We start from the raw sequence: 17,179 nt of genomic DNA on the forward strand, positions 1-17,179 counted from the left end.
CTGTCAGTGGCTATCTGCGAATGTTGAGCTTAAGGCCTTAGATTTTGAATTAACTGCCTGAAGCTCTGGTAAGCATCTTTCATAACATATTTTCCGGAATCGTCTTTAAACACCAGTCCGTAAAATGCCTCATTGGGGTCTTTTTGCATAAGGGATGGTTGGTCATATAGTTCATATATAAACAGCCCCGTTACGCCCCTGGATATCATATCAGGTATACTTTCTGCAATATATTGGCTCTGTTTAGCAAAGCTTGCTTTACCCGTTCCTTTAGAATGGTTAAACTCCGTCACCCATATTGGCTTATTAAATCTGTTTTTCATTTGAGCCAGCACGTCATCGCCATTTGGCTTTGCGGCGCCTATCGGGCCCATGTTTGAGTACCAGTGGCAACCTATGATATCGTAATCAACGTTGTTCTCTTTCAGCAACTGCAGATAGTAATAATGTATGTAACTAACTGATAGTGTAACTCTTATTGTTGAATTACCGGATTTTACACCATCGATAAACCCTTTAATGGCGGCGATTATTTTTTGCGATTTCTGAATATTGTAATCACCTTTTTTTGTACCACTTGGATCGCCCGGGAGCATCATTTTATTATCCGCTTCGTTATTAACCTCCAGTACTTGCATGTACTTTGCGTAACGCGCTGCAAAATTTTGCCCTTGCGTGTAGCTTTTTTGATAAACTGCCGCATTGTCGAGCCCTTTTAAACCACTTTGCATAAGTACTGGCAATGCCATTATACCGTTCGATTTTAGCTTGATAAGCAGTTGGTTAAACAACTGTTCCTTTTTAGCATAGCCGTTACTATCCAGCAAAACATCAAACCGGTAACTCTTCAGCTTTAAATCATTTATCTGGCTAATTTGGGCATCAATATTATAATAGTATGCTACTTGTGTAAGCGGGTGCCCGTTTATCCCCCATATAAACTGCCGGGCAGGCATCTGTGCGTTACACTTACAGCAGAAACATAATGTTATGATGGCTATGCCAACCCTAAGTACTGTGTTACGCATTACTTAATAGCTTGGTAGAACTGGTGTAATTATATGTTGGCGCTTCGTCTGCTGCCGGTTTCTTTACGTTTTGTAACACATAACCTAAGGCTATATAGATCCATAAGGAAGGGTAAGCAAATTCCGGCACAGTAGCCATCATGATGAGGTAAACCAGGAATAAGCCTGCTTTGTAGCAGATTGAAACTAACTCACCGGGTATTTTAAGCCATAAGTTTTTGAGGACAAACGTTGTGAACACAACGATTCCTACCAACCCGTTATTTACAATTATGGTAGAGAAAAAATCTGTGGAGCGTACATACCCAAACCCTATCCCAAAAGCCTGGCTAAAGCCATTGAGGCTGGCCCAATATGATACATGCGTTGCAAAACTATTGCTCCTGTCCCTGGCAGATGCGCTGCCTTCCAACTTACCTGCAAAAACGAAGTTGTAAATACTATCCAGCAGGTGCTGAAACATATCCATCTGTAAAACAAAGCACAATAACACAATGCCAATGCTTAAATAATAGAACAACTGGAACTGCCTTCTGTAAATGATCCAGAATCCTCCAAACAGCAGCATACATGCATAAGCGGTTGTAGAGAATGTTAAAATGAGGCAGCCCAGCAGTAAAAATTTATCAAATGTTCTGTTTAGCCCAAAGCTCAACACCCAAAAAGGGAACACCGTAAATACAAACATGGATGGTTCGCCGGTATAACTTTTAAAGCGCATCATACTGATACCGCCGAGATTAACGGTTTGAAAAAGCGAAGCCGATTTTTCACCCTCGCCAAAAGTGCGGTTAACCATAAAGTCGCCGTTTTGGCCGGTTAGCATGTAAAAGCAAAACTCGTATAGGCCGTATAAGCACAATAGCCTTAAACCCCAATATATATAATCGATGATCTTATCCGTAGAAAAGTACTTTACGTACGCATATATTACAAAGCCAACTAATAAAGGCAGCGTTTGCGTAAGGTGAGATTTACGGTAAAAAGTCTTGGTAAAATCGTTATGGTTAATTAAAATAAGCGGTTTTATAAGCTTAAGGTTGGTAACTAAATTAATAAACTGCGAACAAAAACTTAAAACCGTTACCACACATAAAAAGTAAAATAGGTCTCTATAAAACAAGTACTTATTTTCCTTAAGCGTTGATAAGGGGATAAAAAAGAACATCAACCCTGCTAATACCGTGATGATGGTTGTACCCGGAATAACGGGCACTAATAAAAACGCTGTTATTGGGAAAAACAACATCAAAAAGTTAACGTATCTGGTAATGAAATTACTTACTGTGTTATCCGTTTGCTGCAGGGAAAAATTATTGGCGATCATGGTAGCGATGATACTTCAGTCTTAATTTACTTTGTCTCCGTAACCCATACCATAGCCATAGCCGGAATAGCCCGAGCTGGAAAAATCAACGTCGTTTATCACGAGGTACAAATTATCTACGTTGTCCTTGGTTTTAATGTCATTTAGTATCTCCATTTGGTTTTTATCAGTGTAGTTGTGCCTGCAAACAAAAATGGTCATATCAACATGCTTTTGAATTACCAGCGCATCAGATACCAACCCAACAGGCGGGCTGTCAATTAAAACGAAATCGAATTTGGAGCGCAGTTCTGCAATTAACTCCGGTAATCTGTCACTTAGCAGTAGTTCACTTGCATTTGCCACAACCGGTCCGGAGGATATCACAAAGCAGTTTTCATCGAACTGGCTTGGCCTTATAATTTTACTTATAGGCAGCTCCTCCATTACATAATTAGTAAACCCTGCCTTGGTTGTATCTAACCCTAAAAATCCGGATAAACGCGGTTTACGCAAATCTAATTCCACTAAGACTACGCTCTTACCCGACATGGCTAACGTGCTGCCCAGGTTAGACGTTAAAAACGTTTTACCCTCTCCTTCTACACTGGATGTTATCATGATCACGCTTGATTGGTCGTTATCAAGCAGGCCACGCAATTTGGTACGCAGCGTCCTGAAGCTCTCCGTTACAGGAGACCTTGAGTTTATATCAACCAGATATTTCCCGGATGAATTATTATGTCCAATCTTGCCAATAACCAATACATCTGTTTGTTTTTCGATGTCAGCTTCCGAATTAATCTTTTTAGCAAATAAACTCTTAGAGTTTACATAGCCCAGCGGTACAATAAAGCCAAGGAAGAAGGACATCACATAAATTATTGGCTTTATTGGCTTTGCGGGCGACTTACTGCTTTTTGCATTATCAACAACCCGAGAGTAAGGCATATCTGCCGCTTTAGCCATTGCCGTTTCTTCGCGTTTTTGCAATAAGTAAACATACAGCTGCTGTTTTAACTCCTGCTGCCTTGCAAAATCGCCCAGGGCACGTTGTTTACCAGGCACAGCCTTTATTGTATTATTAACTATGTTGTTCTGGTTATTAGATCCGGCGCTTGTCAGTTCAATTTCCTTTGCATAGCTATCAATACTCTGCAAAAGATTGCGGCGTGCAAGTTGAATCTGCTGGTCGATGTTTTGAATTACCGGGTTAGAATCGGTATACGATAATTTGCTTTTTTCGCGTTCATTAATCAGGTTATTATACTGCGCAAGACCTGTAGCAAACGATGTATTTTGAATGCTTAATGAACTTGGTATTACTTCTTTGTTGCCGGGGTCGCTAAGCCTGTTTTTTAGGCTTTGGATAATTGAAAGTTGTACTTGCTGCTGCTGGTACCTGTCTGCATATATACTTGCGTTGCCCACCAAAACTTTCGATTGCTCATCAATATCAGTTATGTTATTATCGCTCCGGAAAGCCTGATAATTTTTTTCAATCCCGCTCAGTTCTTCTGCTACAACAGCAATACGGTTGTTAACAAAGTTGATGGTGCTATCTATGTTGCGTTTTCTATTCGCCAAATTATCGGCGAGGTACTGGTTCATTAAATTCTGCAGTATTGTCTCACCTTTTTTGGAATTTGGATAGTATAAAGTAAATTCAACAGTCGTAGTCGCCTTATCGGTAAACTCGGCATCATAATTATTCAGTAGCCCTGTAACCGCGTCGTCTTCTGACATAATATTTACCGAGAATTCCTGCTTAACCGGCAAAACGCCCGGCCTTTTCGAGATCTCGATATTATATTGAGGCAGGCTAACCATTTTACCGAAAGGAACTTTCAAGTTTATATCCTCGTCGCTGTTTGCAATATTGATCGTGTTATCGTCAACCACGTTTATCACGTACTTGCGTAGCTGTAAGGAATCGACTTTGTTTTTAGAAATATTTACGATAAAAGGAGTTTCCTCAAATGCCTCGGTAGCAAGTAAGCCGCTCCGATAAAAATATTGTATATTCAGATGCATGTTACGCACCACTTCTTTCATCAGGTTTCTCGAACGTAATACATCTCCCTCGTTTTTAATGTTATCAGTTACAGTTAACGCAGATGATACACCGCCGTTGGCGTATTGAGAAGATGCGTCGGGCGTGGTTGGATGCTGTTGAAGCAATATGGTACTTGTAACCAAGTATTGTTTAGTTGCAAAGGTTACATATGCAAAAGCCAAACCCAAAAACACGATGAAACTGATTGCGAATAGATACCAATGCGATTTGATCTGTAAAAGAAAATTACTAATGGCGTTGCCGTTTTCTTTTACCAGGCGAGTTTCCATAAAGATATATTTAGTTGATTTTTAGAAGTATATTTTGGGATGATTATAAATATCTTATACCCAGTATAATTGCAGTAAATATTGTTGCACCGGCGGTAATGTATTTGATAAGGTTATTATCGTTGTTCAGCACCTTGGTTTTGTTAGGCTCTACGTAGATAACGTCGTTTTGCTTCAAGTAGAAATACGGCGAGTTCAGCGTTGCTTTTTTGGTGAGATCTAATTTCACGGTGACATTTTTACCGGCGGCGTCTTTTCTGATTAGCAACACGTTTTCGCGCTGACCGTATACAGTTAAATCGCCGGCAAAGCCTATTGCATCAAGTAAACTCACCTGCTCGTTAGGAACAACGTATGATGCCGGGCGGTTGACTTCACCAATCACAGTGATTTTAAAGTTCAAAAACCTCACGTCTACCACCGGGTTTTTAAAAGACTCAATAGCCTTGCCCGCAATAACTTCACGGGCCTTCAGCGTGGTTAGCCCCCCTACTTTTATTTTACCGAGTATCGGCACATCTACAAAGCCCATTTTATCTACCAGGTAACCCGATACCGGCGTAATCATACCTGACTGCGGAGTACCAGCATTCGAAAAACCACCATTACGGCTGTTGATACTGTTGGTGGCCGCTGGGTCAATAGTATTAATGTTAATCGCTAAAATATCATCGGGTTGTATAAAAGTTTCGCTGTAGGTTGCAATGTCAACTTCTTTTGCCTGGGTTGACTCCGGCAGATCCTGGAAGTATTTAAGGCGCTTGGTATTAACACAGGAATTAAGCGCGCATAGCGCAATAACTGCTGTGAACAAAATGCCTTTCGGCAGGGAAATATTTTTCATGGTGTAGATGTGAGTATTTATTAATTTGAGATGAAGACTTGCTTAGTTTCGTTTATGGAGCTTCGCCACTCCGCTTACATAAGCGATTTATTAAAATAAAATGATTCCAATTATTGCCGATTATTTATTTTATTTTGATAACTATGGCTTTAATTATGATCAAATATTGCAATTAAAAGCCTTAAAAATTAGCATTTGAAGGGGTTGGTACGTTAATGTAAAATAATGGGAAATAAGTGTTGAGATGTGTGCATCAATTTTACTGAACGAGTAGTTTTGAGTACATAGCTCCTGAATTCGACCGAACATTTATCATATAAACGCCCCTCCCCAGTACACGATTGAATTGTATTTGCAGGTAAGCAGTTCCGTAATCATCGGTTATATACTTTTGCGTTTGAACGGTTTTACCAAAAGTATCGGTAACAGTTATAACGCCTTGTTCGCCTTTAGGAAAGTTTGAGATGCTTAAATTGAACTGGCTACCCAGATTTGGGTTAGGGTATACAACCAATTTCTTACTCAGGGCAGCAGAGTCTGGCACTTCCGATAATAAGCTATTTTTGTTGGAGGCCATTACAGTTGGAGGCGCAACATTTGTTGCCTGATATAACTCTAAAGCCGCCAGTGCTACCCTATTAGCTGTAGGGTTAAATTTAATGGTTAATACGCCATCGCTAACCGTGGCTGCAAAATCTTTCACTAATGCTGTGCGGTATGCTACTTCGGTAAATATGTCGAAATTGGGCAGTACTAATTGATTTTCAATATTTATTCCGAAGACTCTTAAGCCCGCATCTGTCCAATAATTTTCTACAAAATGCATCCGTATCAGGTAGTTGCCATTGGTTACAGGTATTTCGTACCTTGTCTCCGCAAGGTCGGTTGCTGCTGATAAATAAGTTTGATAAAGGGAATCGATATCTGTAGAAGCTATCGGGCTTACAGCAATCTGCATATCTAATTTAATAGATCCTTTGCGATAATTTTTATCGTTTTCCCATACTACGTTCCCTATAGTTACATTAGCATCGGTACCTCCTTTTATTCGCTTTACCACATTAACCGTAGCGTTTGCTGTATTGGCTATGCCATAAAGCGGAATACGCAACGGTGCTAAAGCGCTATTGTAGTTTACCACCAGCACTGCATTCTTTATTCCAATAGTTGCCGGGCTGAATTTCACGTTGATAACTTTACTGCCCTCCACACCAACTGTTGTTGTTGCGAGTGACGGGGTAGAAAATTCACTGGCGTTTGGCCCGGTGATCTTTACGCTTTTTATCTGTATGGACGGGTCGCTGGTGCTATCCGCGTACGATTTCCCATTATTTTTTAAAGTAACAGCTATCGTTTTGCTGCTTCCCGTTACTGTTGGATCGAAGGTAAATGCGGTATTAGGCAGCGATACCAGTTCGGAGTAATTCACCGTTCCGGAATCGGGCCTCATATTTTCTATATAATAGATATTATCCTGGTAATCGTAATTTGTATATGAAGTGCCCAGGTAATCGCCATTTAAAAAGTAAGCGTTTGGAATAATGTTGCCTGCAGCATCCAAAGCCTTTAATACCCTGATACCTATTAACCCGTTAACATTTTGTGTACGATCGGTTGATGACGTACCTACACGGAAACCAAACTCGGTTGTTGGGTTAAAAGTGCCGCGGGCAAGGTTTATGCTCGAACCGATTAGCCTGGGTAGGATTGATTGTCCGTCTAAATTATTGTGAGTGAAGATAGTTAAGTTGGAGGTAGAACCTTTGTTGAAATACTTAATAGATTCTACTGCCGAGCAACAGCCGTGATAAGCAGCCAACTGCACAATGGTTACAGGTTTAGAGGCATCAGCTCTCACAAAGTAGTCTGCATTAATTTCGCTTGAACTGCTAACTCGTGTAGTACCATCTACATTGCCGTCGTTTTGGGCGTAACCTACTATTGTACCAAATCCAAATGCATTAATTAGCTGTTGGGCATACGGTTCATTTGTGCTTTCACCTTCCTTTTGCCAAATACCGCACAGCACTACCTTTTTAACCGGCGAAATACTATCCGTGCTGGCTATGGTAAGGGTATCGTTAAGTACTTTCAACCGGGTACCAGCATCTTTAGCAACAAATTGGATAGTAACATCCGTAAAATTGCCTGACGTTATCGAAAAAGGAACTGTTGCCAGGGTATCGGTATTTACCGACACAATTTTCCATGCGACGGGGTTAGATAGCTTAAGATTACTCACCTTTAGTTTGCCTGTACCCTTATTATTTATTCGTAGTTTAACCCTATCGTGGTTAGCGTTATATGGCGTAGTATCAGGGCTGGTACGCCTCCATGGCGTTTGTATCAATGAAAACACGAGGCGTTCGTTTGATGGGAAAGCATCCAGGTTTTTTAACGACATATAAGCACCCGAATTTGATTGTGCAATTACGCTAAAATTGTAGCTATTGGTAGCTGTATTGCCATTACCATCAGTAGCTTTAACAGCCAATTGGTAGCTCCCGGCTGTGCCTAAAATAAACGGCGCTTTGTAATCAATAAAACTCCCGGAATTGAGCGAGTATTGTAAGGATTCTAACCCTGATCCACCCGCATCTGTGCTTGATAGAAACACTTGCACCTCGTCGTCATACGTGCCTGCTGATTTTAAAGTGCCGGCAAGCCTTGCAGTGGCCGTTGGAGCGGTATTGTCTGTTACAGGCGTTACCGGGGCAAACGTAATGTAATTCATTTTTGAATTTACCCCGCCACTGGCATCAACCGTTAGCTTACCATCGGTTACCTGCACCACAGCAGTGGCTGTTCTGAATTTATTGGCTGATGTTTGGCTAAAGTCTGCAATGGCAGGTAATCCTTCCACATTAATCTGGTTATTACTGTCGAAATAGCTAAAATCTCCCGCGCTAACCGTTACACGGTACTGTCCGTTGGTTACCATGTATTCCCAGGTACCCGGCACCTGCGGGCTGGTTGTAGCCTGCATTTGTACCAGGCTTAACTGTTTTACATCACCAGTGCCTGTTCTAAGGCGCATGTTGGCCTGCAGGTCTGCCGGTTGTTTTGTATTAGGGTTTATCCACCCAAATTTACGCGTTGCATCATATGGCAACCCGGTATCGGCAACATACCCGGCCGGGACAGCCGCTGCAGCAGTTTGAAAGTTTATATTAACATCTTGTGTAGGAGGCACAACTGGTACGTTTAAAGAAGTTACCGCAAAATCATCAAAAGTATAAGTTACAGCGGCTGTGCCGTTACGGTATGAAGCGTAAATTGCCGTGTAGGCTGCAGTGTTTGTTATGCCCATGTCTGCTACACTTATAGATGATGCAGGATAAGATGAACCAACATTAATGAACGTGGAATTGTCGGTAGAATAAAAACCCTCAACAGTGTTGTTAAGCGAATCGACTACAATACGTAGACTAACTGTTTGGCTGCTCAGGCCGCTAATTACAGCAGTAACGCGTTGGTCGGGGTTGCCCGTACCTGCAGCGGTAGATGATATATCGTTAAGTTCTCTTCTTAGCTCTACCTTATTACCTGCAATAGTCAGCTTAATGAAAGTTTTATCATTTAAGCCAAACCATATCCCCGCTTGCTGAGATTGCGTACCGTTGTAGGGGTTAACAATCTTAGCGTCTATCTGTAGTTTTTTAACGGGAGCAACTTGTACGCCTAATATGTTGATTTGGTTATTATTAGTAAGATAGTCTATCCCTTTATTGGCAACCAATTGTAAACGCCCGCCCGTTAAAGTAATTTTTGACGGTTCGTAGCCGGGGACAGCACTATAAGTTCGTGCACCATCAACTGACAGTCTGGTACCCGAATAGGTATTAACAGTTGTGAAGCCAGTACCCTGTCCTGTTTTATCATTTAGAGTACCTGGGGTAGCTGCGTTAAAATTTAGATTAAATGGCAGGGCAACTTTTATCGCATTACAATCAAGCGTGCTTATAGGGCTGCAGGTGTCTGCTATCGCTTTGCTGCCAACGTTGTACATAGCCATGCTTTTAGCCACCAGTGGCTTACCGACCACCTTGGAACCGATTCCCAAAAAGAACAGCATAAAAAAAGCTTTGTACATGTTAACCGTACCGGTTTTGTAATTTTTCCCTATCATAATAATTAATTAAGCTGAAGAAGATGAAAAACGCTGTACTTACCTGCGTTTTAACGGACGAGTAATGCGCTTTTGCGCAGCTTTTACCTTGCGCTGTTGTTTTTGCACTACCTTTAAAAGAGTGATCTGCGATGTTAGATTTGGGTTTTCATTCCAATTAAACTCGCTTACGTATAAATTGCCGTTGGTGACATCCTCTGTAAGATCTAATGGATTAGCAAATCCAACCATTCCTTGCAAACCATAGTTGCCAGCACCCGTTGCAGATTTTACAATATTATATTCGCTGCCGTTTTGTGATTTAGCATCACTTAATTTACTCATCGAGCCCGGCTCCAACACCATAATATCACCCCCTCCGCTAAACCTGCAAACCAGCAGTTTCCCTTTAAGGGCTCCATTAAAAGCGTTGCTCTTATATTCAATTACGCCGTTCGGTGATTTGTTATAACCAAAATCAAATGCTGCTCCGCGATAGTTTTTATCCGGCTTTACAGCTGGATTGTACATCGGATTATCAGCAAAACCGCGGTTTATAATATATTCTCCGCGCAACGGGTTTGGATGCCCGTAATAACCAATGCCTTTATTAGGATTTACCCTGAAAAGCCAATCGTGTTGTACAGGCACATTTTCTGTAGCTGACACGGCGGGGCCAGTATAATAGCTTCCATCCGGGCGCTTAGTTTTCTCAACCGAAGCCGGTGAGTTGCCTCCACCACCAGAGCCGTTAGCCGGAATGTATAATTGGCCATTGCTGTGCCAAACCATATCGTAAGCATTGCGGATCCCCGATGCATAAATGGTTAAGGGCGAGTTGTACGCATATGGATTATACCCTCCGTCGGTGAGTTTTATATTTACAGCTGAGGCATGGTTTATCAGGTTTTGTTTATCGCTGGTTTTTACATCGAGTGGTAATTTCACGGTGTTCAATTTGCTAATATCCAGCCTTAGTATGGCTCCCGACAGCAAAGTCTCTTCCCGTTGCCAGCCTTTATCATAATTACCTGCCGAACTATTGCTTCCTTGCGAAATATACAAAGCACCATCCGGGCCAAAAGCCATGCTGTTAACCATGTGGTCTCTTGTGGATCGTGGAAGATTTACAATAACTTGCTCTTCGTTTTGTAATTCCGAGCCGCTTAACCTCGAAATTTTACCGTCAAATACCGGCGCTGCGTTTAGTCCGGCCGAGGAATAAGACACCCAGGCAATTAAATTTTGCTGACTTGATTTGGGATCGAAAGTTAAGCCTATGGCTGTCGACTCACCGCGTTTTTTAACCAACGTGTTAATCGGCTGCATTCCACTCAACATCCCGCTTTGGTGATCAACTTTATACCGCTCTATCCCACCATCTATCTTAAGCGCATAAAACTTACCGTCGGGGCCAAATAAAAGCGATGTGTATTTTTTATTTTGTGTGCCGGGCACAGATATCTTAGTAAATTCTGCCTTAATAATATTGCTTGAGTCAATTGGGGCCAAAGCAGTCGAAAACGATGATTCAAATGGAACGAATGGTGTGCCATTATAAGTTTTCACACCATTGGTAATAATGAACTTGTAGTTTGTGTAAGGCTCCAGCGGTTGCGATGGCGTAAAACTGATCGCATCTCCCCCACCGGTACCTTGTACATTCCCCTGTACATTTACTTCCTTTCCGTTATCAAGCTTTAAAAGCCTAACAGTTTTATTAGTGATTGTTGCGTTGTCTGTGCCTCCTTTAAATCCTTTGGCAGCTGGGATAAAAAGGCTATTTGCCGCTATAGTTATATTAGAAGTGATGGTTGAGCCATTTATGGGGTTGGCGGCTATTACATAAGGCCTGGTATTATCCACCACCCGGAGCAGTATATCTATACTTGCCGGCGCATAGCCATCAGATGATACTTGTATTTTTGCAGGGTAATTCCCTACAGGAAGACTACGTCCGGATGAGTAATCGATCTGAACCGAATCTTTGTTGGTTTTAGTTGCGCTAAATGAGAGCCATTTATTATTACCGTTTAAGTAAGTTGCCGAAATACTGTAAGTAATTTTTTGCTGCAATGAATTATTCAATTTCAAAATAGCTATATGTTTAGCTTTACTTTGCTTTTCGATCAGGAGATTTTGCTGAGGGGACAATAAATACAAATACGGGGTGGCACTAATCGGCACTATGCTTACATAACATATTTTAGTATTCGTGCCGCCATTGGCATCAATGGTTAGCAAACCATCCGTTACCGTAACGGTAACAGTAGCTTCTTTAAACCGGCCAGGGCTTCGTAATTTGCCTATCGGTATAAAATTGGAGATGGCTTTAACACCTTCTACATTTAAACAATCTACCTGCTTAGCTTTAGTAACTGCGCCGTCGCCCGCTGCAACGGTTACCTTATACACGCCATTTAGTACTTTCAGTTCCCAGTAACCGTTGGCTTTTACGCCGTCAAACGGGCCGTACCTAAGAGCACTTATATCGCTCGCCTGCATATGCACAAAAGTGGATAACAAAACGTCTTCGGGCTCGAGCCTTGCCCTGCCGTTGCCTTGTAAGCTTAGAGGTTGATTAGTTAGTTGATTTTTCCAGCCGAATGTTAATCCTGATCCCTCATAAATACCGGGATGCTCTGAAAATGGTTCGCCGGTATCTTTTAACCACCCGGGGGGCGCCTGTGTGTTTTCGTCCTGGAAGTTTATACGGATGTTCTCTATCAGAGGCGCCGAAGCTAAATTAAATAGGTCGGGCGTTTTTATGTTATCACTGGCAGCTATTTTCCCTTTTAATGCATTCGCGCTGAAAAAAATAAACGTAACTGTTACTATTATGAGAAAGGGTAAAAACAGGAACTTTTTTAAAAAGTTAAAAATAGATGTCATGATAAATTAAAAGTGGTGGCTAATGCTGCTTGCAAAGCTTCGCCCTCTCGCTTACAGTTATTTACTGCGTACAAGCGTTGATTATTTGATACAATTTTAACTCATTTTGCCCCATTTTAAGCTTGGTTAAAGGTAGTTGTACGGTTTATGTGCAACTGTGAGAAAGATTGTATAGGTGTGAGTAGTACACCAACCGGAAATGAGAACGGTTAAATAAAAAAATGGCTAAATGAAGCAGTTATTTAGCGCAGACGCACAAATATAGATTTTTGCATTGCTCAACACTTCACATATTGATATACAAGGCGCTGTTACAGGTATTTTGCTTACCCTTTTGCCGTAATTTAGTTGGATAAAATGTGTGGCTGTTACATCTATTATTGATAGATAGCCTCACAATATTTACACTATCTGCATCTACTTATGAATAGCGCTAATAACGATAATTGGATGGTACTTTATACCCGGTCGCGCTGGGAAAAGAAAGTTGACCAATTATTAAAAGAACAAAATATAATATCATACTGCCCGTTGGTAAAAACCAGCAAGAAATGGGCCGACAGGAATAAAACGGTAGAAATACCCCTTTTTAACTCTTATTTGTTCGTGCGTGCAAATTACACCGATTTGGAAAAAATCACCCAAACATCGGGCGTGATAACCTACGTAACTTTTTGCGGGAAACCTGCAATTGTGCGCGACAATGAAATTGAGAGCATCCGGAAGATCGTTCGGAAATACTCAGATATTGAGTCGATTCCGTTAAACGACTTGCAAATTGGTGATGAAGCTATTATAGCAGACGGACCTTTATGCAACCAGCGCGGAGAAGTGCAGCAGGTAAACGGAAAATCGGTAGTAATGGTGCTTAAAAGCATGAATTGTGCTTTAACAGTCAAGATTGATTCAAAGGAACTGATTGCTTGCTAAATAAATTTAAACGGAGGTGTTAACCGCCCAACTATGGATAAACATTACGGTCAAATCGTCGAACTAACTATCAGGAAGCAGGGCTTTAGCATAAGTGAACTTGCACGGCTTGCAAATATTAATAGAAAATGTGTTTACAATTGGTTTAATCAAAAATATCTTAAACCAGAAATAATTCATCGTGTAGGCGGGTTCATCAAGCATGATTTTTCAGTGGAATTCCCCGAACTTTTTACCGCTGAAGATTTTATCCCAAGCGAAAAGTTAAAAGTTGGCTTTAGCCAGGGTTGGAATAACGAACCTGAAAGCGAAAGAGTTTGGAAAGACAGGTATATCGATCTGTTGGAGAAATACAATCAATTGCTTTTAGAACAATACGAGCGAAATATATAAACTTCACCTATCCTCAGTAAATTTAAACCGTTTATAAATACGATAATCCGGCAAACCGGCGTTCTGCCGTTATTTCTTAATAGTATAGGTTATCCCACGGCATTTCAATAATGATCGCTTCCACCCTCACCCTCGCGTTCTCTTCCTAACAAGTGCACTATCAGATCGGCAAACCGATTATGGCACCATATAAATTCAATTAAGCCTGTTTACGTAAAGTGTTTGTTCGATTTTAATATTAGTAAAATCAGGCACAAAAAAAGCAGATTGAACGTATCCAATCTGCCTGGTTGTTTAAATATTTTTTGACTATGGGATCAGAACTTTTGTAGTCCAGGTTTCGCCAACCTTTTTTACTGCGCTATTACGGAAGATCTGTTTTTCTTCGCGGCTGTACACGTTTATAATCACATTCTGGTCTACATCAATTGGAGTTACGTTAAGAATCAGATCATAATTACGTTGATACCTGATATAATAAACTGCCTGCGATTTATCCACATCAATTTCACTCAGCGTTGTTCCTGTACCATAGCTGATATGGCATTTCCCTGCACATTCTACAGTTAGCTTAGCGTATCCGTAATCTCTATCAGTAGTAGTGGCCTTATCTTTTTTACATCCTGTACTGAGTAACAAAATCACCGAAAAAAGCAACATACTTTTAAAGGTAATTGACTGGATAAACTTTGCTGATCTGTTTATGCGAAGTGTGTTAAAATTGTTTCTTAAATTTTTCATCTGTTAATTTTTCATAAAAGTAGACCATACTTTTCGCAAAAAACCCTTTATCCCAAGAGTGTATAACAGGTTGTGAAATAGTGTAAAATTGTATAAGCAAATGAGAAAGCAACACCGATAAGGATCATATCATTGGGTGTACACGGATGGTTTTACAGGTTAACGGCCTGGAATATTGCGTTGAAGTTTTTTTAATCGTTATGCCGCATAAACAGAAATATTTTACAGAGAATAAAGGCTAACGCCTCAATTCCATTTTTTGAATAATTAAAGATCATCTAATACCGGTTTGTAACATGCTACATATAAAGCAACACTTCAATTGCTATTTTAGCAATCAAATGTCATAAAATTGCCATAGCTGGGCATAAAAAAACCCCTTATCCTATAAATACCGTATTTATAATACGTAAGCAACGTACTAATACGGCAATGTATTTTTCCGTAGTGATAATTTTACGGTAATTATTAGAATACAGCTACGTGTGTTATTAACTTATATTTATGGAAAAACATTACGGACAACTTGTTGAATATAGGGTAAGAAAAAACGGTTATAGCATAAGCGATCTTGCAAAAAACCTCCAGGTTAACAGGAGATCGATATACAATTGGTTTAATCAGCGGCACCTAAAAAAAGATATCATATTTCATATCGGCTGTATTTTAAGACACGATTTTTCGGACGAAATACCCGAAATGTTTTTACCCGAAGAATTTAATTGTCTTCGGGTAACTCCGTCAACGGGCATTAACCAAAATACAAATAATACCGAGGAGAACGAGCGTTACAAAAACAAATATGTAGCTCTGCTGGAGCAATACAACGATTTGCTGGTAAATTCTATTGAACCTGCTACTTTAAAAAGTTCCAATACTGCCCAGGGCACTTAGTCGCGAGGTAATTTGCACACTATTGCACAAATAGGGTACAAAACCCAACATCATTGATTTAAAAATTAAGATAAGCATAAATTTGAGGCATTACCTGCTTGTAAGGTAACGTTAATCTTATCTATCATGCCGTTGCTTGTCCCACTAAGAAACCGGGGTTATTTTCAATTTCTTTCATTAATACTTAGTATCGTTATTTCCGCAGCAATAGCTGTAGCTGTACCTCTACAAAACGATGAACTCGGTGCTATTATAAACATCTACATGCCCGTTTTTATTGGTATTGCTACTATGTTCTTATTTGGCATTACCATAATTATTAATAAAACGTATTTGGCAAGGGGCGTTGTATTGCTTTTTCTCATTTGCATCAATATCATCATCGGCATAGCGCTTAATATCAATTTCAATAACTTTAATAGCCAATTCCACTCAAGATTTAACACAGAGAACAATTCAGCCGTTAACGCGCTTACCCATATTCCACTGCAAAAGGATCAAATATTAATTCAAAACACAGATGGTTTCCCGGCTTATAACAGGGCAGTATTTTCATACACTTATGACCCGGACTCACCATTAAAAAACCCTGCCCGGCAAAATACGATCATTGATCGCGATACAACTACCATCCGGATTAAAAACACTTTAAATAAAACGATAATCATAACGCGGGCTACTTTTTCAAACGATGAATTGTGGGCAGTAGCGCTTCCAGGCAGCCAAAGCGGCAAGCAAGTATTTCCTATGATGATTGCGCCAGGTGATTCTGTTAGCCTGAACGTTGTGTTTACAGCGAACGTGCTAAACAAGCGGATTCAATCCCCCTTTTGGAAAGCTGCCCTTAAATTTCAACATTCAGCTGTTGCTCTTGGTCGGTTTTTCAATTACCAGCTTCCTCACGGTAGCACCTGTTCAACTATTAGTGGGTTAGTATATTTTGAAACCAGCAATAAAGCGACAACCATTAGTCCGATTCATTTAAACGGAATTTGGGAGTACAGATACGAAAACGATTGGGAACCCGGGTTGCAAATGATCCTAAACTCTCTGAATTTTAAAACCAAAGTTGGCTTTACTTACTTTGACAATGGCCTAAAAGGCGAGAAAACTACCGAGCACTCAGATGAAATAACTGCAGACTACTTTGAAGTTGCAAACGCAGGCCAACCTGTGAGGATAAGAAAAATTGCTTCTTATCATGGGTGCTGCACTACCGAAGACTCAGATACCTTAGCCATATATCATTTAAATGAACGGTTGACCAGGCAATTGCAATACACGAATAAATACAGCGGGCAAATGCTCTTGCCTTACACGTTAGCCTTGTCCGGCTCTGAACACCTGGATAAACTCTCGGGCCCTTTTGCAGTAAAGATTGGCGAAAGTTTTACGGATAGAACAAGAAACCATGGTAAAAAAATTGGTATAAGGGTTTGGAAAGCCATTGATGAGCATGGGAAAGTTATCAGCAACGCCTATATATTAGGAAGCGACTACCTTGGGAAAAAAGGAACAAATTACGATTACCAGGACAATGTATACTACATCGAAAATATTAAGCTTTATAACAAAAGCGTAGCGCCTTTAATGGCGCAAAAATAAACCTGCTAATGCCTGCAAAACATTTTACGTAATTAGCAAAACCGCTGCATTTTAAAAGCTGCCAGCTAAACATATAGCTTTGTCTCAATAAT

General features: G+C 40.5%; 12 protein-coding genes. 4 read left to right on the forward strand and 8 right to left on the reverse strand.

What is annotated here, in order from left to right; genetic code table 11:
• Positions 1-29: 29 nt before the first annotated feature.
• The 6 genes from IDJ77_RS04555 to IDJ77_RS04580 form a co-directional block, all read right to left on the reverse strand.
• Positions 30-1,028: a glycosyl hydrolase gene (locus IDJ77_RS04555; RefSeq protein ID WP_191187745.1), complete on the reverse strand. Its 999-nt coding sequence runs from the start codon at positions 1,026-1,028 to the stop codon at positions 30-32.
• Positions 1,021-2,355, reverse strand: a complete 1,335-nt coding sequence (locus tag IDJ77_RS04560) for a hypothetical protein (RefSeq protein ID WP_191187746.1) — start codon at positions 2,353-2,355, stop codon at positions 1,021-1,023. Before IDJ77_RS04560 ends, IDJ77_RS04555 begins: the two co-directional genes overlap by 8 nt.
• Positions 2,356-2,376: 21 nt before the next feature.
• Positions 2,377-4,680 carry a GumC family protein gene (locus IDJ77_RS04565; RefSeq protein WP_191187747.1) on the reverse strand — a complete coding sequence of 768 codons (2,304 nt, stop codon included), beginning with the start codon at positions 4,678-4,680 and terminating at the stop codon, positions 2,377-2,379.
• Between the two features lie 43 nt (positions 4,681-4,723).
• A complete protein-coding gene (locus IDJ77_RS04570) occupies positions 4,724-5,524 on the reverse strand; it encodes a polysaccharide biosynthesis/export family protein (RefSeq protein WP_191187748.1) in 801 nt (266 codons plus the stop codon).
• Between the two features lie 259 nt (positions 5,525-5,783).
• The gene (locus IDJ77_RS04575) at positions 5,784-9,653 is read right to left on the reverse strand and encodes a malectin domain-containing carbohydrate-binding protein (protein WP_191187749.1); all 3,870 of its coding nucleotides are present in this window, start codon (positions 9,651-9,653) and stop codon (positions 5,784-5,786) included.
• 39 nt (positions 9,654-9,692) lie between these two features.
• The gene (locus IDJ77_RS04580) at positions 9,693-12,524 is read right to left on the reverse strand and encodes an Ig-like domain-containing protein (protein WP_191187750.1); all 2,832 of its coding nucleotides are present in this window, start codon (positions 12,522-12,524) and stop codon (positions 9,693-9,695) included.
• 423 nt (positions 12,525-12,947) lie between these two features.
• Here IDJ77_RS04580 and IDJ77_RS04585 point away from each other — a divergent pair, with 423 nt between their 5' ends.
• Entirely contained in the window at positions 12,948-13,454 is a 507-nt protein-coding gene (locus IDJ77_RS04585; RefSeq protein ID WP_191187751.1) for a UpxY family transcription antiterminator, read from the forward strand.
• A gap of 33 nt (positions 13,455-13,487) precedes the next feature.
• Complete coding sequence (locus IDJ77_RS04590) at positions 13,488-13,847, forward strand: helix-turn-helix domain-containing protein (protein ID WP_191187752.1); 360 nt, start codon at positions 13,488-13,490, stop codon at positions 13,845-13,847.
• 309 nt (positions 13,848-14,156) lie between these two features.
• On the opposite strand, the gene IDJ77_RS04595 is transcribed toward IDJ77_RS04590, so the two are convergent.
• The gene (locus IDJ77_RS04595; RefSeq protein WP_191187753.1) at positions 14,157-14,588 is read right to left on the reverse strand and encodes a hypothetical protein; all 432 of its coding nucleotides are present in this window, start codon (positions 14,586-14,588) and stop codon (positions 14,157-14,159) included.
• A 504-nt stretch (positions 14,589-15,092) separates the two neighbouring features.
• Between IDJ77_RS04595 and IDJ77_RS04600 the strand changes: the two genes are divergently transcribed.
• Entirely contained in the window at positions 15,093-15,482 is a 390-nt protein-coding gene (locus IDJ77_RS04600; RefSeq protein ID WP_191187754.1) for a hypothetical protein, read from the forward strand.
• Between the two features lie 297 nt (positions 15,483-15,779).
• Here IDJ77_RS04600 and IDJ77_RS27820 read toward each other — a convergent pair whose 3' ends face one another.
• Positions 15,780-15,914, reverse strand: a complete 135-nt coding sequence (locus tag IDJ77_RS27820) for a hypothetical protein (protein WP_262892790.1) — start codon at positions 15,912-15,914, stop codon at positions 15,780-15,782.
• A 264-nt stretch (positions 15,915-16,178) separates the two neighbouring features.
• On the opposite strand from IDJ77_RS27820, the gene IDJ77_RS04605 reads away from it, so the two are divergent.
• On the forward strand, positions 16,179-17,087 hold the full coding sequence (locus IDJ77_RS04605; protein ID WP_191187755.1) for a hypothetical protein: 909 nt from the start codon (positions 16,179-16,181) through the stop codon (positions 17,085-17,087).
• Positions 17,088-17,179: the final 92 nt, after the last annotated feature.

Source organism: Mucilaginibacter pankratovii (genome assembly GCF_014773265.1).
In the GTDB taxonomy this organism is placed as follows: Bacteria; Bacteroidota; Bacteroidia; order Sphingobacteriales; family Sphingobacteriaceae; genus Mucilaginibacter; species Mucilaginibacter pankratovii.